Origin of the sequence: Solibacillus sp. FSL W8-0474, from assembly GCF_038004065.1 — a bacterium.
Classification (GTDB): Bacteria; Bacillota; Bacilli; order Bacillales_A; family Planococcaceae; genus Solibacillus; species Solibacillus faecavium.
This window is the reverse complement of sequence record NZ_JBBOQJ010000001.1, coordinates 3,912,565-3,933,532: the sequence shown is the minus strand read 5'-3', so window position 1 is coordinate 3,933,532 and position 20,968 is coordinate 3,912,565. Positions and strand designations below refer to the sequence as shown.

General features: G+C 39.3%; 21 protein-coding genes and 2 other annotated features. All 21 genes read left to right on the top strand.

Annotated elements, in window-relative coordinates; genetic code table 11:
* The first annotated feature begins 13 nt into the window (after positions 1-13).
* The 21 genes from ispD to rpsG all read left to right on the top strand — a co-directional run bounded on the left by ispD (position 14) and on the right by rpsG (position 20,950).
* Positions 14-715 carry a 2-C-methyl-D-erythritol 4-phosphate cytidylyltransferase gene (ispD, locus tag NYE67_RS19955; protein WP_340726503.1) on the top strand — a complete coding sequence of 234 codons (702 nt, stop codon included), beginning with the start codon at positions 14-16 and terminating at the stop codon, positions 713-715.
* Positions 716-816: 101 nt separating this feature from the next.
* A complete protein-coding gene (ispF, locus tag NYE67_RS19950) occupies positions 817-1,293 on the top strand; it encodes a 2-C-methyl-D-erythritol 2,4-cyclodiphosphate synthase (protein ID WP_340726502.1) in 477 nt (158 codons plus the stop codon).
* Positions 1,294-1,491: 198 nt separating this feature from the next.
* Positions 1,492-2,952 (top strand): glutamate--tRNA ligase, encoded by a 1,461-nt coding sequence (gene gltX / locus NYE67_RS19945; protein WP_340730849.1) that lies wholly within the window; start codon positions 1,492-1,494, stop codon positions 2,950-2,952.
* Positions 2,953-3,023: 71 nt separating this feature from the next.
* Positions 3,024-3,246: a binding site (T-box leader), on the top strand.
* Positions 3,247-3,337: 91 nt separating this feature from the next.
* Complete coding sequence (cysS, locus tag NYE67_RS19940) at positions 3,338-4,741, top strand: cysteine--tRNA ligase (protein WP_340726500.1); 1,404 nt, start codon at positions 3,338-3,340, stop codon at positions 4,739-4,741.
* Positions 4,742-5,155, top strand: coding sequence for a Mini-ribonuclease 3 (locus tag NYE67_RS19935; RefSeq protein ID WP_340730848.1), 414 nt, complete (start codon positions 4,742-4,744; stop codon positions 5,153-5,155).
* Between the two features lie 2 nt (positions 5,156-5,157).
* Positions 5,158-6,024, top strand: coding sequence for a 23S rRNA (guanosine(2251)-2'-O)-methyltransferase RlmB (rlmB, locus tag NYE67_RS19930; protein ID WP_340726498.1), 867 nt, complete (start codon positions 5,158-5,160; stop codon positions 6,022-6,024).
* A gap of 4 nt (positions 6,025-6,028) precedes the next feature.
* The gene (locus NYE67_RS19925) at positions 6,029-6,541 is read left to right on the top strand and encodes an NYN domain-containing protein (protein WP_340727299.1); all 513 of its coding nucleotides are present in this window, start codon (positions 6,029-6,031) and stop codon (positions 6,539-6,541) included.
* A 94-nt stretch (positions 6,542-6,635) separates the two neighbouring features.
* Positions 6,636-7,259 carry an RNA polymerase sporulation sigma factor SigH gene (gene sigH, locus NYE67_RS19920; protein ID WP_191701190.1) on the top strand — a complete coding sequence of 208 codons (624 nt, stop codon included), beginning with the start codon at positions 6,636-6,638 and terminating at the stop codon, positions 7,257-7,259.
* 77 nt (positions 7,260-7,336) lie between these two features.
* Entirely contained in the window at positions 7,337-7,483 is a 147-nt protein-coding gene (gene rpmG, locus NYE67_RS19915) for a 50S ribosomal protein L33 (RefSeq protein WP_191701135.1), read from the top strand.
* 40 nt (positions 7,484-7,523) lie between these two features.
* Positions 7,524-7,709, top strand: a complete 186-nt coding sequence (gene secE / locus NYE67_RS19910; protein WP_191701136.1) for a preprotein translocase subunit SecE — start codon at positions 7,524-7,526, stop codon at positions 7,707-7,709.
* 173 nt (positions 7,710-7,882) lie between these two features.
* Entirely contained in the window at positions 7,883-8,422 is a 540-nt protein-coding gene (nusG, locus tag NYE67_RS19905; protein ID WP_191701137.1) for a transcription termination/antitermination protein NusG, read from the top strand.
* A gap of 175 nt (positions 8,423-8,597) precedes the next feature.
* Positions 8,598-9,023, top strand: coding sequence for a 50S ribosomal protein L11 (gene rplK / locus NYE67_RS19900; RefSeq protein ID WP_008406998.1), 426 nt, complete (start codon positions 8,598-8,600; stop codon positions 9,021-9,023).
* A gap of 134 nt (positions 9,024-9,157) precedes the next feature.
* Positions 9,158-9,856: a 50S ribosomal protein L1 gene (gene rplA / locus NYE67_RS19895; RefSeq protein WP_340726497.1), complete on the top strand. Its 699-nt coding sequence runs from the start codon at positions 9,158-9,160 to the stop codon at positions 9,854-9,856.
* A gap of 77 nt (positions 9,857-9,933) precedes the next feature.
* Positions 9,934-10,081, top strand: a sequence feature (ribosomal protein L10 leader region).
* 32 nt (positions 10,082-10,113) lie between these two features.
* A complete protein-coding gene (gene rplJ, locus NYE67_RS19890) occupies positions 10,114-10,614 on the top strand; it encodes a 50S ribosomal protein L10 (RefSeq protein ID WP_340730847.1) in 501 nt (166 codons plus the stop codon).
* Positions 10,615-10,686: 72 nt separating this feature from the next.
* Positions 10,687-11,046, top strand: a complete 360-nt coding sequence (gene rplL / locus NYE67_RS19885; protein ID WP_340730846.1) for a 50S ribosomal protein L7/L12 — start codon at positions 10,687-10,689, stop codon at positions 11,044-11,046.
* A 197-nt stretch (positions 11,047-11,243) separates the two neighbouring features.
* Positions 11,244-11,846, top strand: coding sequence for a class I SAM-dependent methyltransferase (locus NYE67_RS19880; RefSeq protein ID WP_340730845.1), 603 nt, complete (start codon positions 11,244-11,246; stop codon positions 11,844-11,846).
* Between the two features lie 253 nt (positions 11,847-12,099).
* Positions 12,100-15,657, top strand: coding sequence for a DNA-directed RNA polymerase subunit beta (gene rpoB, locus NYE67_RS19875; RefSeq protein ID WP_340730844.1), 3,558 nt, complete (start codon positions 12,100-12,102; stop codon positions 15,655-15,657).
* A gap of 147 nt (positions 15,658-15,804) precedes the next feature.
* Positions 15,805-19,485, top strand: a complete 3,681-nt coding sequence (gene rpoC, locus NYE67_RS19870; RefSeq protein WP_191701143.1) for a DNA-directed RNA polymerase subunit beta' — start codon at positions 15,805-15,807, stop codon at positions 19,483-19,485.
* Positions 19,486-19,666: 181 nt separating this feature from the next.
* Positions 19,667-19,918 (top strand): ribosomal L7Ae/L30e/S12e/Gadd45 family protein, encoded by a 252-nt coding sequence (locus NYE67_RS19865; protein ID WP_191701144.1) that lies wholly within the window; start codon positions 19,667-19,669, stop codon positions 19,916-19,918.
* Positions 19,919-20,018: 100 nt separating this feature from the next.
* Positions 20,019-20,438, top strand: coding sequence for a 30S ribosomal protein S12 (gene rpsL, locus NYE67_RS19860; protein ID WP_191701145.1), 420 nt, complete (start codon positions 20,019-20,021; stop codon positions 20,436-20,438).
* Positions 20,439-20,479: 41 nt separating this feature from the next.
* On the top strand, positions 20,480-20,950 hold the full coding sequence (gene rpsG / locus NYE67_RS19855; protein ID WP_191701146.1) for a 30S ribosomal protein S7: 471 nt from the start codon (positions 20,480-20,482) through the stop codon (positions 20,948-20,950).
* The last annotated feature ends 18 nt before the right edge of the window (positions 20,951-20,968 follow it).

The window sequence follows — 20,968 nt, the reverse complement described above, 5'->3', positions numbered from 1 at the left end:
GAAGTGAAGTATTTTGCGGTATGAAGTCGTTTTGCCGGCAGCAGGTAGTGGGAAGCGTATGGGCGCTGGGCAAAATAAATTATTTTTAAACTTAGCGGATAAACCCATTTTAGTGCATACTCTTCTTGTTTTTGAACAAGATGCAAACTGTACAGGAATTTGGCTGGCAGTAAAGGATGAGGAACGATCATTTATACAATCGCTCATCGAAAATTACAATATTACAAAAGTAAAAGGGCTACCTACTGGGGGAGAAGAACGACAACATTCGGTGCACTCATGTATTAAAGAAATGAAGGCAGTAGAGGTTGTTCTTGTTCATGATGCAGCAAGACCTTTTATTACGATTCCAAAAATTACAGAACTTGCAAAGGTTGCATACGAAAAAGGAGCAGCCATTGCAGGCGTTCGTGCAAAAGATACGATGAAAATTGTGCAGAATGGACTCATTAAAGAAACAATTGACCGTGAGTCTTTATGGATGGTTCAAACACCGCAAGCATTCCGGTATGATTTATTGGCTGAAGCAGAAGATGTAGCTGAAAAGGTTGGTTTTTTAGGAACGGATGAAGCGATGCTAGTAGAACGATTAGGGCATGATATTCACATCGTAGAATGCAGCTACGAAAATGTAAAAATGACGACTCAGGAAGATTTGATTTTTGGTGAAGCTATTTTAGAAAAACATAACTTTAGAAAGAGCCTTGAAAAGTAAAAGGTTTTCAAGGCTTTTTTTGTAGAAGTTGATTATACTATGGGTAATGAGATTAGCAGAAAGAAGGTGAAAGCTAGTTTACTTTGTAAGCTAGCATTATTATGTTTCGAATAGGACAAGGTTTTGACGTTCATGAATTTGCAGAAGGACGTCCATTAATTTTAGGTGGGATTACAATTCCTCATGAGCGCGGCTTACTAGGGCATTCAGATGCTGATGTACTTTTGCATACTGTGACAGATGCAGCATTAGGGGCAATTGGTGAAGGGGACATTGGTCGTCATTTCCCGGATACAGATCCGGAATGGAAAGATGCCGATTCAGCAAAGTTACTTGAATTCATTTGGAAAATGGTTGAAGAACGGGGCTACAGATTAGGTAATGTAGATTGTACAATTATGGCTCAACGCCCAAAGATGGCACCATATATTTCGCAAATGCAAAACCGTATCGCTGAATTACTAAATGCAGAGCCTTCACAAGTAAATGTAAAAGCAACAACGACTGAAAAATTGGGATTTGTTGGTCGTGAAGAAGGTATTGCGGCAATGGCAACGATTCTTTTAGTGAAAGCTTAAGGCGAAATCAAGTGTTAAAATCAACATATGTTACTTTAACTTAGTAACTGACAGTGGTAGAATGGACAAGGTTTAAAAAGACACTTATTGTGAAAGTATAGTGCAATATAATGTCCTTTCTTACACATATAAAAAATTGTATACTTTTTATATTGAAAATGGTCGAGCGTTTTAACGCTAAAATTAGGAGGCAATATTATGACGAAAACAGTTCGAGTTCGTTATGCACCATCGCCAACAGGATTTTTACATATCGGTGGCGCACGTACAGCTTTATTTAACTATTTATATGCAAAACACCATAACGGAACTTTTGTAGTACGTATTGAAGATACAGATATCGAGCGTAATGTAGAAGGTGGAGAAGCTTCTCAACTTGATAACTTGCGTTGGTTAGGTATTACACCAGATGAGTCAGTGGATATTGGTGGTCCATATGCGCCGTATCGTCAAATGGAGCGACTGGATATATATAAAGAACATGCAGAAAAGATGTTGGAATCAGGTCAAGCATATAAATGTTTCTGTACATCAGAAGAGTTGGAAGCAGAGCGTGACGCGCAAAAAGCGAAGGGTATTGCTGCTCCAATGTATGGCGGGAAATGCCGTCACTTAACATCAGAAGAAGTTGCAGCAAAAGAAGCAGCGGGCGATCCATATACAATTCGTATGCGTGTACCAGCAGATGTAACATATAACTTCGTTGACTTAGTGCGCGGTGAAGTATCATTTGAATCAAAGGATGTCGGTGACTGGGTTCTTGTGAAAGCAAATGGAATTCCAACATACAACTATGCTGTTGTATTAGATGACCACTTTATGGAAATTTCGCATGTATTCCGAGGAGAAGAACATTTATCGAATACGCCAAAACAAATGATGATCTTTGATGCTTTCGGATGGGAATATCCACAATATGGACATATGACATTAATCGTAAATGAAGAGCGTAAAAAATTATCGAAACGTGATGAATCAATTATTCAATTCGTTACGCAATATAAAGAACTTGGTTATTTACCAGAAGCAATGTTTAACTTCTTTGCCTTACTAGGCTGGTCTCCAGAAGGAGAAGAGGAAATCTTTTCTCATGATGAACTTGTTAAGCTTTTTGATGAAAAGCGTTTATCAAAATCGCCATCTATGTTTGATAAAACAAAACTTACATGGATGAACAACCAATATATTAAAAAAATGTCTCGTGAAGAGGTTGTAGCACTAGCATTGCCACACTTACAAAAAGCAGGCTTACTACCAGAACAGTTATCAGAAGAGCAACATGTATGGGCTTCTGATTTAATCGCACTTTACCATGAGCAAATGAGCTTCGGGGCAGAAATTGTAGAATTATCGAGCCTATTTTTCACAGAAGAAATTGCATATGATGAAGAAGCAAACGAGGTATTAGCAGGTGAGACAGTGCCAACTGTTATGGCTGCATTTAAAACTCAGTTAGAAATTTTAGAATCCTTTGATGCAGACTCAATTAAAGCGGCTATTAAAGCCGTGCAAAAAGAAACAGGTGTAAAAGGTAAAAACCTATTCATGCCGATCCGTGTTGTGACGACTGGTCAAACACATGGACCGGAATTACCGAATTCCATTGCCCTAATTGGCAAGGAAAAAACAATTGCCCGTGTCGGAAAGTTTGCTGAATAGATATCTAAGGGTAATATTAATGATTGATTTTTCAGAAAATAAATGTAAAATGAGTTTAAATTGTATATAATGTTAGCGCGTTGAGAAGGAGAAGTACGCGGCGCATACCTTATTAGAGAGGATCATCACCGGCTGAAAGTGATCTAGGTTAAGGCAAAGCTGAAATGCACCTTCGAGTATTTAACTGAAATTGTAGTAGGTTAAATCGATTTGTCCCCGTTATAGGACTTTCAAGCGGAAAAAGTATTCGTATTTTTTCAACCAGAGTGGAACCGCGCGTATAGCGTCTCTGTCACCTTCAACTAGGTGATGGAGACGCTTTTTTGCAGAAATAAAAAGTGAACAGTTAATTAAAAAAAGAACGTTTATAAAGAGGAGCGGCAAAATGAGTATTCAAATCTTCAATTCGTTAACGAGACAAAAAGAGCCCTTTATTCCATTAGAGGATGGCAAAGTGAAAATGTATGTATGCGGTCCTACTGTATACAATTACATTCATATTGGAAATTCACGTCCAGTCATCGTATATGATACGGTACGACGCTATTTCCAATATGCTGGCTATGAAGTGAAATTCGTATCGAATTTTACCGATGTTGATGACAAAATTATTAAAGCTGCCAATGAGCTGGGAGAAGAAACGTCGGCATTAACAGACCGCTTCATTGCTGCATATTTTGAAGACATTACTGCATTAGGTTGCCAAAAAGCGGATGCCCATCCACGTGTAACAGAGCATATGGACGATATTATTGAATTTATTAAAGTGCTAATTGAGAAAGGTTATGCATATGAATCTCAAGGCGATGTTTATTATCGTACACGTAAATTCGATGGCTATGGAAAGTTAAGCCACCAATCAATCGATGATTTAAAAGTCGGCGCTCGCATCGAAGCAGGCGAAAAGAAAGAAGACCCGCTAGATTTTGCCTTATGGAAAGCAGCCAAAGTAGGGGAAATTAAATGGGACTCTCCGTGGGGAGAAGGACGCCCAGGTTGGCATATTGAATGTTCTGTTATGGCACGTGAGCATTTAGGTGATACAATCGATATTCACGCAGGAGGGCAGGATTTAACATTCCCTCACCACGAAAATGAAATTGCGCAATCAGAGGCGCATAATGATAAAACATTTGCACGTTATTGGATGCATAATGGCTATATTAATATTGATAATGAAAAAATGTCAAAATCTCTCGGTAACTTTATATTAGTGCATGATATTCGTCAGCAAATCGATCCGCAAGTACTACGTTTCTTTATGTTGTCGGTTCATTATCGTCACCCAATCAACTTCGCACAAGATTTAGTGGAAGCTGCGAAAAACGGATTAGATCGTATTCGTACTTCTTATGCAAATGCTGAGCACCGTTTGGCATTATCGGCAAGCTTAGGGGATGACAGCGAGCAATGGCTTGAGAAAATTAATCAAGTGAAAATTGATTTTGAAAATGCAATGAATGATGACTTCAATACAGCAAATGCGATTTCGGCGTTGTTTGAACTATCACATATTGCCAATGTTTATTTAAAAGAAACTAATACGGATAAAGCTGTGTTGCAAGCGATATTAAATATGTTTGATGCAATTGGAGAAGTATTGGGAATTAAAGTGAAAATTGAAGCTGGTTTATTGGACGAAGAGATAGAGGCATTGATTGAAGAGCGTAACCAAGCCCGTAAAAACAGAGATTTCGCACGGTCAGATGAAATTCGTGACCAATTGTTAAGTATGGATATTGTGCTGGAAGATACTCGTCAAGGAACGCGCTGGAAACGAGGACAATAGATGCAAAACTTAACACCGCATGATGTCATACAGTTAAATGCACTGGCGCTCGCCTATATGGGGGACGCCGTGCTTGAACAAAGAATTCGGGAATATTTAATTTTATCTGGTCGCGCAAAGCCAAATACATTGCATAAAGAAGCGACAAAATATGTTTCGGCCAAATCTCAATCAAACATCGTACATCGCATGATTGACGAAAATTATTTGACGGAAGCAGAACAAGCCGTTTTCCGTAGAGGGCGTAATGCCAAATCAGGCTCTGTTCCAAAAAATACGGATGTCCGAACATATCGAAATAGTTCGGGCTTTGAGGCTGTTTTAGGGTATTTATTTTTAAGCAAAGAACATGTCCGGGCAAATGAAATTATAGATTACGCAATAGAAATCGTAGAACAATCAAAAGGAGAGTAACTATGGCAGAAAAAAGACAGCAAGGTCGTAAGCCGCGCGATGCTAAAGGTCGCGACAAAAAGGCGGATACCTTTAAAGCTCACGATAAAAAACAGCAGGAAGAAAAACCTCAAGCTGCCCAAGAGGAAGTAACCGGAGAAATGATTGCCGGGAAAAACCCAGTATTAGAAGCGCTACGAGCAGGTCGTGAAATCAATAAATTATGGATCGCTGAAGGTGTTAAGAAAACTGGGGTACAAGAATTAATGGACTTAGCGAAAGAGCAAGGTGTGTTAGTACAATTTGTACCAAAGCAAAAAGTAGATAAATTAGCAGAAAACCATCAAGGAATTGTTGCATCTGTTGCAGCGTATGACTATGCAGAATTGGATGATCTATTTAACGCAGCGAAGGCAAAAAACGAAGACCCGTTCTTTTTAATACTGGACGAATTGGAAGATCCGCATAACTTAGGCTCAATTATGCGAACGGCAGATGCAATCGGTGCACATGGTATCATAATACCGAAGCGTCGTGCCGTAGGTTTAACAGCAGTTGTTGCAAAAGCTTCAACAGGTGCTATCGAGCATGTACCTGTTGTGCGTGTAACGAATTTGGCCCAAACAGTGGACGAGTTAAAAGACCGCGGCGTTTGGATAGCGGGAACAGATGCAAAAGGTTCGGCCGATTATCGTAAAATGGATGCTACATTACCGCTTGCATTAATTATTGGGAGTGAAGGTAAAGGGATGAGCCGTCTTTTAAAAGATAAATGTGATTTCTTATATCACTTACCAATGGTTGGTCATGTTACATCATTGAACGCTTCCGTAGCAGCAGCACTGCTAATGTATGAAGTGTACCGTAAACGACAAGAAGCTAACGGATGAGGTTATGCAAAACATTTTGCTAGTAGACGGCTATAACATGATAGGTGCATGGAGTGAGCTGCGTCCATTGCGTGAACCCCACTTTGAAGATGCGCGCGATCGCTTGATTGAAAGAATGGCTGAATATAAAGCACATACAGGGTGGCGTGTGATTGTTGTGTTTGATGCACACCTTGTACCAGGTACAGAGCAGTTATATATTCAGCACGCTGTGGAAGTAATCTACACACGTAAAAACGAAACAGCCGATGAGCGTATTGAAAAGTTGTCGACCGAGTTGAAAGGGCGCAAAATTCAAATCCATGTGGCAACTTCCGATATGACAGAGCAAAATGTCGTATTCGGTCACGGTGCTTTAAGGAAGTCCGCACGTGAGCTTGAAATTGAGATGCAAATTATTCAGTCGAAAATTTCTTCCAAAGTAAAAGAATCGACTGACGAAAAGCCCCCCTCAAGAATTAAATTATCGAAAGAAGTAGAACTACAATTTGAAAAGTGGAGACGAGGGATTAAGTAATAGTTTGCCCGCAATTTCCAATTAAGTTATACTATTCCTAATAATTCTAGCGTAGCTGAGGTGATTTTCGTTGCTTAAAAGTGAGAAGTTACAAATGGTACTGCATTTAGAACGTTTGACAGATGAAGGGCTTGTAGAGCAGGTGCATCTAGGCAATACAGATGCGTTAGATTTTTTGATTTCGAAATACCGGCTTTTCGTTAAAGCAAAAGCACGGTCATATTTTTTGGTGGGTGCCGATAAAGAAGATATTATCCAAGAGGGTATGATTGGTTTATATAAGGCCATCCGAGATTTTAGAGAGGATAAGCTTGCTTCGTTCCGTGCATTTGCCGAGTTGTGCATAACAAGGCAAATTATTACGGCGATTAAAACGGCTACACGCCAAAAGCATATCCCTTTAAATTCTTATGTGTCCTTAGATAAGCCGATCTATGACGAAGAATCAGAGCGGACATTAATGGATATAATTACGAGTCCACTTTCTGATGATCCGGAGTATTTGATGATTAATCGTGAAGACTATGTCTATCTAGAACAAAAGATGGGCGAGGTATTAAGTGAGCTAGAGCAGCAAGTATTGGCTCGTTATCTAGAGGGCCAATCCTACAATGAAATTTCTGAAGAATTAAACCGCCATGTTAAATCCATTGACAATGCCCTACAACGGGTAAAGCGTAAATTGGAGCGGCATCTTGAACTAAAAGAAATAACTTAAACACTGACAGCCTTTATTGACAGTGGGAAATTTAGGTGTTAGTCTTTAAAGGACAAACTGCCGAAAAGGTGATATAAATGGCAAAGAAAGTCGTTTTAAGCTGTGAAAAATGTGGTTCAAGAAACTATAGCGTTCCTAAAAAAGATGGAGCGACTGAGCGCTTAGAATTGAAGAAATTTTGCTCGCATTGCAATGAGCATACAACGCATAAACAAACGTTATAAATAAAAAATAGATTAATTCGTTGTTCGGGGGTTAGCCAAAATGAGTAAGGTAACAAACTTTTTTCAAGAAGTCGGCTCGGAAATGCGTAAAACAAGTTGGCCAAAAAGCAAAGAGTTAACGAAATATACGGTAGTAGTAATTTCAACAGTTATCGTTATGGCGTTATTCTTTACGGTTACAGATTTAGGAATCTCAGAATTATTCCGTTGGTTCTTGTCTCTATAAGCTATATCATGTTAATATTTCGAAATAGCCCGTCAATTTCAAATAACGGGTTTTTTCATTTGTTAAAAAATGTTTTATAGTTAATAAATAGATTATTGAAGTTTTGTGATCGGGGAAATATATACCCTAACACATTAAAGTAAAGGAGGGACGGACGATTTAGTCCTACCTATATGGAGAAAAATTGGTATGTAGTTCATACGTATTCTGGTTATGAAAATCGAGTGAAAGCTAATCTTGAAAAACGTGTAGAAACAATGGGTATGCAAGATAAGATTTTCCGAGTAATCGTAGCTGAGCATGAGGAAATCGATGTAAAAGAAGACGGTAAGAAAAAAGCGGTAATGCGTAAAATCTTCCCTGGTTATGTTTTAGTAGAGTTAATTATGACGGACGACGCTTGGTATGTAGTCCGTAATACACCAGGGGTAACTGGATTTATCGGTTCTTCAGGTGGTGGGGTTAAACCAACGCCATTATTACCGGAAGAAGCAGAACGTTTACTTGCACAAATGGGCATGAACGAGTCTCAATTAGGCGAAGTTGAAATTTCTGTTGGAGAAGTTGTCGAAGTGCTTGAAGGGCCATTTGCACATTTCCAAGGTCGCGTAGAAGAAGTAGATGTCGACAAAGCGAAACTAAAAGTATTAGTAGATATGTTTGGTCGCGAAACAGTGATGGAACTAGATTTCAACCAAGTACAAAAAATATAGAATTATTTAGACTTGATTAAGCAATTTAAAAGTGTTATCATTTCATAGGTCAGACTGTCTAACTTTAGATGTTTGATTTTAATTAGTTTTAATGTTATCGGCTTAGCTGACGAACAGATATTGAGTGGGAGGGGCAACCCTATTACCACATCACGGACTTAAGGAGGTGTGTCTCGTGGCTAAAAAAGTTATTAAAGTTGTAAAACTTCAAATCCCTGCTGGTAAAGCAAACCCAGCGCCACCGGTTGGTCCTGCATTAGGTCAAGCAGGTGTAAACATTATGGGATTCTGTAAAGAATTTAACGCTCGTACTGCTGATCAAGCTGGTCTTATTATTCCGGTTGAAATTTCAGTATTCGAAGATCGTTCATTTACTTTCATTACGAAAACTCCACCTGCAGCAGTGTTACTTAAAGTAGCGGCTGGTATCCAATCTGGATCTGGTGAACCAAACCGTAAGAAAGTTGCAACGGTTAAACGTGATAAAGTTCGCGAAATCGCTGAACAAAAAATGCCAGACCTTAACGCTGCTTCAGTTGAAGCTGCTATGTTAATGGTTGAAGGTACTGCACGAAGCATGGGCATTACGATCGAAGACTAATCCCATCTTCAACACTTGATGATGTTTTTGTTTTTTGGAAGGTTGCTGCACTCTGATACTAGTTTGATGAGTGCGCAACCTTTATTCGTGGGAGGTCCAAATCCGTTACAACCACAATCAAGGAGGAAATTATAATGGCTAAAAAAGGTAAAAAACTGCAAGAAGCAGCTAAATTAATCGACCGCGCAACTTTATACTCTGTTGAAGAAGCAGTAGCATTAGCGCAAAAAACAAGCTCAGTAAACTTTGATGCAACTGTAGAAGTAGCATTCAAATTAGGTATCGACACTCGTAAGAATGACCAACAAATCCGTGGTGCGGTAGTATTACCACACGGTACTGGTAAAACTCAACGCGTTTTAGTTTTCGCTAAAGGTGAAAAAATTAAAGAAGCAGAAGCTGCTGGTGCTGATTATGTAGGCGATGCAGAATACATCCAAAAAATCCAACAAGGTTGGTTTGATTTCGATGTAATCGTTGCAACTCCTGACATGATGGGTGAAGTTGGTAAATTAGGTCGTGTATTAGGTCCTAAAGGTTTAATGCCAAACCCTAAAACAGGTACAGTTACATTTGACGTAACAAAAGCTATCGAAGAAATCAAAGCTGGTAAAGTAGAATACCGTGCTGAAAAGTCTGGTATCATCCACGCACCAATCGGTAAAGTTTCTTTCGATACAAACAAATTAGTAGAAAACTTCTTAGCTGTATTTGAAGTAGTTCAAAAAGCTAAGCCAGCTGCAGCAAAAGGTACTTACATGAAGTCTGTAAATGTTACAACTACAATGGGTCCTGCTGTAAAAGTTGACGCTGCTAACGTTTCTGTTAAATAATTCATTCCGATTTTTTTAAAATCGTTTAATAAAAATTATTGACAACGCGCTTCTTACTTGGTAAGATGAGTGCTGTTGTGAATCATCCATTTGTACCGTAGACAGTAGGGGTGCCAATATTGCACTTAATGAGCCTACCGAGGACATCGGAGTTCGGATTCTTTTTAAGATGATGTACTTTCAGCCTCTATGTCTATTTTGATGTAGAGGCTTTTCTTTGTCGGTATAAATGACTCATTCTAATAGGAGGTGTCATCATGAGCAAAGCAATCGAAACAAAAAAAGTTCAAGTTCAAGAAATCGCTGATAAATTCTCAGCTGCTGCTTCTATCGTAGTAGTAGATTACCGTGGTTTAACTGTAGCGCAAGTAACAGAATTACGTAAGCAATTACGTGAAGCTGGTGTTGAGTTCAAAGTATATAAAAATACTTTATCTCGTCGTGCTGCTGAAACTGCTGGTTTAGAAGCAATCAATGAATTCTTAACTGGTCCAAATGCTATCGCATTCTCTAACGAGGACGTAGTAGCTCCTGCTAAAATTATTAACGAATTCGCTAAGAAAAACGAAGCGTTAGAAATTAAAGCTGGTATCATCGAAGGTACTGTGGCATCAGTTGAAGACGTTAAAGCTCTTGCAGAACTTCCATCTCGCGAAGGTCTATTATCAATGCTTTTATCTGTACTTCAAGCTCCAGTGCGCAACTTCGCACTTGCAACAAAAGCTGTTGCAGAACAAAAAGAAGAGCAAGGCGCTTAATATTAGCCTCTTAACTTCAACAATCAGGCAAATTGCCTAAACTAATATAACATTCCATAGGAGGAAATTAAAATGAACAATGAGCAAATCTTAGAAGCTATCAAAGCTATGACAGTTCTAGAATTAAACGACTTAGTAAAAGCAATCGAAGAAGAATTCGGTGTAACAGCTGCTGCTCCAGTAGCAGTAGCTGCTGGCGGTGCTGCTGCAGCTGAAGAAAAAACTGAGTTTGATGTAGTATTAACATCTGCTGGTCAAGAAAAAATCAAAGTAATCAAAGTGGTTCGTGAAATCACTGGATTAGGTTTAAAAGAAGCTAAAGAGGTTGTTGACAACGCTCCTAAAGCTCTTAAAGAAGGCGTTTCTAAAGATGACGCTGAAGCTATCAAAGCTAAACTTGAAGAAGTTGGCGCTTCAGTAGAAGTTAAATAATTTTAGTTTAACTTTATTTAATAGCTATGCCTATTGCTTAGCTTGATAAGGAAAGCTCGTCACAATTTTGCGGCGGGCTTTTCTTTATTTAACTTTTAGTGGGTGAGAATGTATAATTTTTAAAAGAAATCCACATAAAGAAAAAAGACAGCATTTCGCATGTTGGTGCAAATGTGTTTTTCTAAGGAGGCATATCGATGTCTGAACATTATTATTCAAATAAGCCTCAATCTGAAAGTAAACCAACCCAATGGAAATTTACTTTATTAGGTAATACGTTTACGTTCGAAACGGATACGGGTGTATTCAGTAAAAGCGAAGTAGATTTTGGTTCCCGTGTACTAATCGATGCTTTTGAAATGCCTGAAGTTGAAGGTGTTTTACTTGATGTAGGCTGTGGCTATGGACCAATCGGATTGTCGATTGCAAAAAACAACCCTGACCGTGAAGTGTTCATGATGGATATTAATTCACGTGCAGTTAGTTTGTCTCAAAAAAACGCCCAACTTAACGGGGTTCAAAATGTACGTATTTTTGAAAGTGATGGATTGGATGCTGTAGATACTAATTCAAAAGTAGCGGCAGTATTAACGAATCCACCAATCCGTGCAGGAAAAGAAACGGTTTTTAAGTTTTACGACCGCGCATATGAGCTGCTTTTGGAAAATGGTGAACTATGGATTGTTATTCAGAAGAAGCAAGGCGCTCCATCAACAATGAGCCATTTAGAAGAAATGTTTTCAGAAGTAGATGTTGTTGAGAAGAAAAAAGGATATTGGATCATTCGTGCAAAAAAATAAGTAAGATCTATATCAAATATTGACTTGACAAATTGAGTGTGATAACATAATAAAATGCAAAATTATTATTTTGAGGTAGTATGCCCATTTGCATTATTTAATCAAATTTACGGGTATACTTGCTAAGAATAAGTTAAGTTTAACCGAAAATGAGGTTTTAAAAAAGTCTCGTTTTCTTTTTGTCTTTCGAAATCATACACCATTTGTATGTTTTTGCAAAGACCTATTATCGCTTTATTGAGGGGTGAATGAGTTGACAGGTCAACTAGTTCAGTACGGACAACACCGCCAGCGTAGAAGCTTTGCGCGTATTAGTGAGGTGCTGGAACTTCCGAATTTAATCGAAATCCAAACAGCATCTTATGAGTGGTTCCTTGAAGAAGGGTTGCGCGAGATGTTCCACGACATTTCTCCAATCGAGGATTTTACAGGAAATCTTTCATTAGAATTCGTTGATTATACTTTAGGTGAACCTAAGTATCAAGTAGACGAATGTAAAGAACGTGACGTTACTTATGCTGCGCCACTACGTGTGAAAGTACGTTTGCACAACAAAGAAACAAACGAAGTTAAAGAGCAAGATGTCTTTATGGGTGATTTCCCGTTAATGACAGAAACAGGCACATTTATCATTAATGGTGCTGAGCGTGTTATCGTGTCTCAGTTAGTTCGTTCTCCAAGTGTATACTTCCACGAAAAAACGGATAAAAACGGTAAAAAAGGCTTTGGCGCAACAGTTATTCCTAACCGTGGTGCATGGCTAGAATACGAAACAGATGCAAAAGACGTTGTCTACGTACGTATCGATCGTACACGTAAGTTACCAGTAACGGTACTTTTACGTGCATTAGGTTTCGGCTCGGACCAAGAAATTTTAGATATCATTGGTGACAATGAGTATTTACGTAACACGTTAGAAAAGGATAACACAGAAGGTACTGAAAAGGCGCTTCTTGAAATCTATGAACGTTTACGTCCAGGTGAACCACCAACAGTTGAATCTGCGAAGAATCTATTATATTCTCGCTTCTTTGATGCAAAACGCTATGATTTAGCGAATGTTGGTCGTTACAAAATGAACAAAAAGCTTCACATCAAAAATCGTTTATTCAACCAAACGATTGCAGAAACATTAGTAGATCCTGATACAGGGGAAATTATTGTTGAAGCAGGTACATTATTAGACCGCCGTAATCTTGATAAGTTAATCCCTTATTTAGAAAGTGGTGTAGGATTCCGTACATTAAACCAAGTTGGTGGCGTGTTGGAAGATGACATTACAATCCAGTCGGTTAAAATCTTTGCACCAAACGATGAAGCGCAAAAAGAAATTAATGTTATTTCAAACGCTTATGTAGATGAAGAAGTGAAAAACATTACACCAGCCGATGTATTGGCTTCTGTATCGTACTTCTTCAATTTATTATATGACGTTGGTAACACAGATGATATTGATCATTTAGGTAACCGTCGTTTACGTTCGGTTGGCGAATTATTACAAAACCAGTTCCGTATCGGTTTATCTCGTATGGAACGTGTTGTACGTGAGCGTATGTCAATCAATGACACAGCAGCAATCGTACCACAACAGTTAATAAATATTCGTCCGGTTATCGCATCAATTAAAGAGTTCTTTGGTAGCTCTCAATTATCTCAGTTCATGGACCAAACAAACCCATTAGCAGAGTTGACACACAAACGTCGTCTGTCTGCATTAGGACCGGGTGGTTTAACACGTGAGCGTGCAGGTATGGAAGTGCGTGACGTTCACTACTCTCACTATGGGCGTATGTGTCCAATCGAAACGCCAGAGGGACCAAACATTGGTCTTATCAACTCTTTATCTTCATTCGCAAAAGTTAACAAGTTTGGTTTCATTGAAACACCTTACCGCCGGGTTGATCCGGAAACAGGTGCTGTAACGAAAGAAATCCATTATTTAACGGCTGACGAAGAAGACAACTATGTAGTTGCACAAGCAAACTCTATTCTAAATGATGATGGTACATTCGCTAACGAAGAAGTTGTAGGACGTTTCCGTGGCGATAACACAGTATTTACAAGAGACCGCATCGACTATATGGATGTATCACCAAAACAAGTAGTATCTGCTGCCACTGCATGTATCCCGTTCTTAGAAAACGACGACTCAAACCGTGCGTTAATGGGAGCAAACATGCAACGTCAAGCTGTTCCGTTATTATATCCAAATGCACCATTCGTTGGTACGGGTATGGAACATGTTGACGCGCGTGATTCAGGAGCTGCTGTTGTAGCAAAATATGACGGTATTGTAGAACATGTTGAAGCACGTTCAATCCGTGTACGTCGTATTGAGTTAGTAGATGGTAAAGAAGTTAAGGGTGACTTAACTAATTATAAATTACAAAAATTCATTCGTTCTAACCAAGGTACATCTTATAACCAACGCCCAATCGTAAAAGTTGGCGACCGTGTAAAACCTCGTGATATTTTAGCTGATGGTCCTTCAATGGAAAAAGGCGAATTAGCACTTGGTCAAAACGTACTTGTTGCGTTCATGACATGGGATGGCTTCAACTACGAGGATGCTGTAATTATGAGCGAACGCCTTGTAAAAGACGATGTTTATACTTCTGTTCATATTGAAGAATATGAATCAGAATCTCGTGATACTAAGCTTGGACCTGAAGAAATCACACGTGACATTCCAAACGTAGGGGAAGATGCACTTCGAAACCTAGATGATCGCGGAATTATCCGTATCGGTGCGGAAGTACGTGACGGTGATATTTTAGTAGGTAAAGTTACGCCTAAAGGGGTTACAGAGTTAACTGCGGAAGAGCGTTTATTACATGCTATCTTTGGTGAAAAAGCACGTGAAGTACGTGATACGTCTCTACGTGTACCACACGGGGCTGGCGGTATCATTTTAGATGTTAAAGTATTCAACCGTGAAGACGGTGACGAATTACCACCAGGTGTAAACCAATTAGTTCGTGCTTATATTGTTCAAAAACGTAAAATTCGCGTTGGTGACAAGATGGCCGGACGTCACGGTAACAAAGGTGTAATTTCACGTATTTTACCGGAAGAGGATATGCCGTTTATGCCAGACGGAACACCAGTAGATATCATGCTTAACCCACTAGGGGTACCTTCACGTATGAACATCGGACAAGTACTGGAGCTGCATTTAGGTATGGCTTCACGTTACTTAGGCATTCATATGGCTTCACCAGTATTTGATGGTGCCAACGAAGCTGATGTTTGGGAAACGATGGAAGAAGCTGGTATGAACCGTGATGGTAAAACAATTCTTTATGATGGACGTTCAGGTGAGCCATTTGATAACCGTGTTTCTGTTGGTGTCATGTATATGATTAAACTAGCGCACATGGTTGATGATAAACTTCATGCACGTTCAACTGGACCTTACTCATTAGTAACGCAACAGCCGCTTGGTGGTAAAGCACAATTCGGTGGTCAGCGCTTCGGCGAGATGGAGGTTTGGGCACTTGAAGCATACGGTGCTGCTTACACGTTACAAGAGATTTTAACTGTAAAATCAGATGACGTTGTAGGTCGTGTGAAAACATACGAAGCTATTGTAAAAGGTGAAAGTGTTCCAGAACCAGGTGTACCAGAATCATTCAAAGTATTAATTAAAGAACTTCAATCATTAGGTATGGATGTGAAGATGCTTACAATCAATGACGAGGAAGTAGAATTACGCGACCTTGATGATGAGGAAGAAGTAGCTCCACCAGCTTCAGAAGCTGGACGCCCATCTGATGATAAAGAAGAAGACCCAGTAGAATCATTTGAATAACTTCAATTGAATCGGGCAGGTATATGCCCTGCCCGATTTTTCTTATGTTTTAGATGCAAGTTTCATTATGGCCTAATATGAAATTTTGTAAGTGTAGAGCTACATTAAAAGTCATTTACGACTTATAACTAAAGGGAGGTAGGCTCCTTGATCGATGTTAATGAATTTGAATATATGAAAATTGGTTTAGCTTCACCTGACAAGATCCGTTCTTGGTCATATGGAGAAGTAAAAAAACCAGAAACAATTAACTACCGTACATTAAAACCAGAAAAAGATGGTCTATTCTGCGAACGTATTTTTGGACCAACAAAAGACTGGGAATGTCACTGTGGTAAATATAAGCGTGTACGTTACAAAGGTGTCGTTTGTGACCGTTGTGGAGTAGAAGTTACACGTGCAAAAGTTCGTCGTGAGCGTCAAGGTCACATTGAGCTGGCTGCACCAGTATCACATATTTGGTACTTCAAAGGTATTCCAAGCCGAATGGGTCTTATTTTAGACATGTCTCCACGTGCGTTGGAAGAAGTAATTTACTTCGCTTCTTATGTAGTAATCGAGACAGGTCAAACGTCTCTAGGATACAAAGACTTACTTTCCGAAAAAGAATATCGTGCATACCGTGAAAAGTATGGTAACGAGTTCGAAGCGGCAATGGGTGCTGAAGCTATTAAACGTCTTTTAGAGAAAATTGATTTAGAAGATGAAACACAAGTTTTAAAAGAAGAGCTGAAATCTGCACAAGGCCAACGCCGTACACGTGCGATTAAACGTCTTGAAGTAGTAGAGTCATTCCGTAACTCTGGCAACAAACCGGAGTGGATGATTTTAGATGTACTACCAGTAATTCCACCGGAGCTTCGTCCAATGGTGCAATTAGATGGTGGTCGTTTTGCCACTTCTGACTTAAATGATCTTTACCGTCGGGTTATTAACCGTAACAACCGTTTAAAACGTTTACTTGACCTTGGTGCACCAAGCATTATTGTTCAAAACGAAAAACGTATGTTACAAGAAGCGGTTGACGCATTAATCGATAATGGTCGTCGTGGTCGTCCAGTAACAGGTCCTGGTAACCGTCCTTTAAAATCACTTTCACACATGCTGAAAGGGAAACAAGGTCGTTTCCGTCAAAACTTACTTGGTAAACGTGTAGACTATTCTGGTCGTTCGGTTATCGTAGTAGGTCCAAATCTAAAAATGTATCAATGTGGTCTTCCAAAAGAAATGGCAATTGAATTATTCAAGCCTTTCGTAATGAAAGAACTAGTTGAGCGTGGTTTAGCTCACAACATTAAATCAGCAAAACGTAAAATTGAGCGTTTACACAATGAAGTTTGGGACGTTTTAGAAGACGTTATCCGTGAGCATCCGGTATTACTTAACCGTGCACCAACGCTTCACCGTCTTGGTATCCAAGCATTCGAACCAACATTAGTAGAAGGTCGTGCAATCCGTCTTCACCCATTAGTATGTACAGCTTACAACGCTGACTTCGATGGTGACCAAATGGCCGTGCACGTTCCACTATCAGCTGAAGCACAAGCAGAAGCTCGTTTACTTATGTTAGCAGCTCAAAACATCCTTAACCCGAAAGACGGGAAACCAGTAGTAACACCATCTCAAGATATGGTATTAGGTAACTATTACTTAACACTTGAGCGTGAAGGTGCTCGTGGTGAAGGCTCTGTATTTTATGATTCAAACGAAGTGTTAATTGCCTACCAAAATGGTCACGTACATTTACACTCTCGTATTGCGATTAAAGCGAGCTCATTAAATAATCCAACATTTACAGAAGAACAAAATAAAATGTTCTTATTAACTACTGTAGGTAAAGTGATCTTCAATGAAATTTTACCAAGCTCATTCCCTTATATTAATGAGCCAACATCAGTTAACTTAGAGCAAAAAACACCTGAGAAATACTTCGTAAACTTAACAATTGACGAAGAGTTACTGAAAGAGATCGAAGCAACAGAAGGCTATGCTGATTTATCTGAAGCAGAAAAAATCGAAGCACAACGCCGCGCTATTTTAGCGAAGCATTTCACAAATATGCCTGTAGTAGATCCATTCCGTAAAAAATTCTTAGGTAATGTCATTGCTGAAGTATTTAAAGAATTCCACATTACAGAAACTTCTAAGATGCTTGACCGCATGAAAAACTTAGGTTTCAAATATTCTACTCGTGCAGGTATTACTGTAGGTGTATCTGATATCGTTGTATTACCAGATAAAGGCGGTATTTTAGAGGAAGCACAAAGTAAAGTAGATAAAGTAATGATCCAATTCCGCCGTGGTTTAATCACAGAGGAAGAGCGTTATAACCGTGTTATTAACGTATGGACAGCTGCCAAAGATGAAATTCAAGGTAAGCTGATGAAATCTTTACAAAAAACAAACCCAATCTTCATGATGTCCGACTCTGGTGCCCGTGGTAACGCATCTAACTTTACTCAGTTAGCAGGTATGCGTGGTCTGATGGCCAACCCGGCTGGTCGAATTATCGAGTTACCAATCAAGTCTTCATTCCGTGAAGGTTTAACAGTATTGGAATACTTCATCTCTACACATGGTGCGCGTAAAGGTCTTGCCGATACAGCACTAAAAACTGCCGATTCAGGTTACTTAACTCGTCGTTTAGTAGACGTAGCACAAGATGTTATTGTTCGTGAAGACGACTGTGGTACTGATCGCGGTTTATTAATCGGTTCATTAATGGAAGGCAATGAAATGATCGAAGCGTTAGACGAACGTATTGTTGGTCGTTACGTGAAGAAAACAGTTCGCCACCCAGAAACAGGAGCGGTTATCGTAGAACGTGATGGTTTAGTAACACAAGATGTTGCTCGTGCAATTGAAGATGCAAATATCGAAGAAGTTACAATCCGTTCAGCATTCACATGTAATACAAAACATGGCGTATGTAAAAAATGTTACGGTATGAACTTGGCTACTGGTGAAGAGGTAGAAGTTGGTGAAGCGGTAGGTATTATCGCAGCTCAATCTATCGGTGAACCAGGTACACAGTTAACAATGCGTACATTCCATACAGGTGGGGTAGCAGGTAACGATATTACACAAGGTCTTCCACGTATCCAAGAGATTTTCGAAGCTCGTAATCCGAAAGGGCAGGCAGTGATTTCTGAAATTACTGGTACAGTTATCGAAATCGAAGAAATCCGTGAAGGTCTAAAAGAAATTACGATCCAAGGTGACGTGGAAACACGTAAATACCAAGCACCTTATAATGCACGCCTAAAGGTAGCTGAAGGCGATACAATTATTGCAGGTCAAACTTTATCAGAAGGTTCGATCGATCCTAAACAATTACTAAAAGTTAAAGACGTATCGACAGTTCAAGAATATCTATTAAAAGAAGTACAAAAAGTATACCGTATGCAAGGGGTAGAAATCGGTGATAAGCACATCGAAGTAATGGTTCGCCAAATGCTTCGTAAAGTGCGTGTAATCGAAGCAGGTGACACAGAGTTATTACCAGGTTCACTGCTTGATATTCACCAATTCTCTGAGGCGAATGTTGATGCCGTACTTAACGGAAAAACACCAGCAACTTGCCGTCCAGTCATTTTAGGTATTACTAAAGCTTCTCTTGAAACAGAATCATTCTTATCTGCTGCATCATTCCAAGAAACAACTCGTGTGTTAACGGATGCTGCAATTAAAGGTAAACGTGATGAGCTTCTAGGTCTGAAGGAAAACGTAATTATCGGTAAACTAGTTCCGGCTGGTACTGGTATGCAACGTTACCGTCAAATTCGCATGGATCAAGAAGGTTCAGCTGAAGTTGTAACAGCTGAATAAACAGTCTATCAACAATTGAAATTCCGGTAGAGGTCATTCTCTGCCGGGGTTTTTCTAATAAATATTCCGGAATTAACAATAATCAATATTCTTTCATAAGAAATTGGTTGACAGTATAACTTTGGAATGATAATATATTGAAGGTTGATAGTTAACTGTCTGTACTTAGGAGGATATGTAAATGTCTTACGATCAAGTAAAACAGGCCAGTAAAACAATCATAGGTATAAAGCAAGCAGTGAAAGCAATGTATGCTGGACAAGTATCAGCTCTTTTTGTCGCAATCGATGCAGACAAGTGGGTTACCGATCCGGCCATTCTTCTCGCGAAAGAAATCGGTGTACCAGTTTATTATGTCGATTCTAGAAAAGAACTTGGTAAAGCTTGCGGCATTCATGTTGGAGCTGCAGTTGTTGCGATTACTGCGATGTAGTTTTTGTGTAAAATACACAAAGACTTTGTTTTTACCCAAAAAATGAACCACCTGGATGTGTGGTATTGAAACAAGGAAAAAATGAAGGGAGGACAAATCGATGCCTACAATTAACCAATTAGTACGTAAGCCTCGTCAATCTAAAAACACGAAATCAAAATCTCCAGCGTTAAACAAAGGATATAACTCATTTAAAAAATCTTTAACTGACGTTAAGTCTCCTCAAAAACGCGGAGTTTGTACTCGTGTTGGTACAATGACACCACGTAAACCGAACTCGGCTTTACGTAAATATGCTCGTGTACGCTTAACTAACCAACTTGAGGTTACTGCGTATATCCCAGGTGAAGGTCACAACTTACAAGAACACAGTGTAGTTCTTATCCGTGGCGGACGCGTAAAAGACTTAGCTGGAGTACGTTACCACATCGTTCGTGGAGCACTTGATACAGCTGGTGTTAACGGTCGTTTACAATCTCGTTCTAAATACGGTACTAAACGTCCAAAAGAAAAAAAATAATTTAAGTTTAAATAGACAACGATTTGAAAGGAGGAAAACACATGCCTCGTAAAGGTCCTGTTTCCAAACGTGACGTGTTACCAGATCCAATTTATAATTCAAAACTAGTAACTCGTTTAATCAACAAAATGATGATTGATGGTAAAAGAGGTACTTCTCAAAAGATTTTATACGGAGCTTTTGAATTAGTTCAAGAGCGTTCGGGTCAAAATGCTTTAGAAGTATTTGAAGCTGCTTTAAACAACGTAATGCCTGTACTTGAAGTACGTGCTCGTCGTGTTGGTGGTTCTAACTACCAAGTACCAGTAGAAGTTCGTCCAGAACGTCGTACAACTTTAGGTTTACGTTATTTAGTAAACTACGCTCGTCTTCGTGGAGAAAAAACGATGGAAGAGCGTTTAGCTAACGAAATCTTAGATGCATCTAACAACACAGGTGCTTCAGTTAAGAAACGTGAAGATATGCACAAAATGGCAGAAGCGAACAAAGCATTCGCTCACTACCGTTGGTAATTTGATCTATGCTCTAGC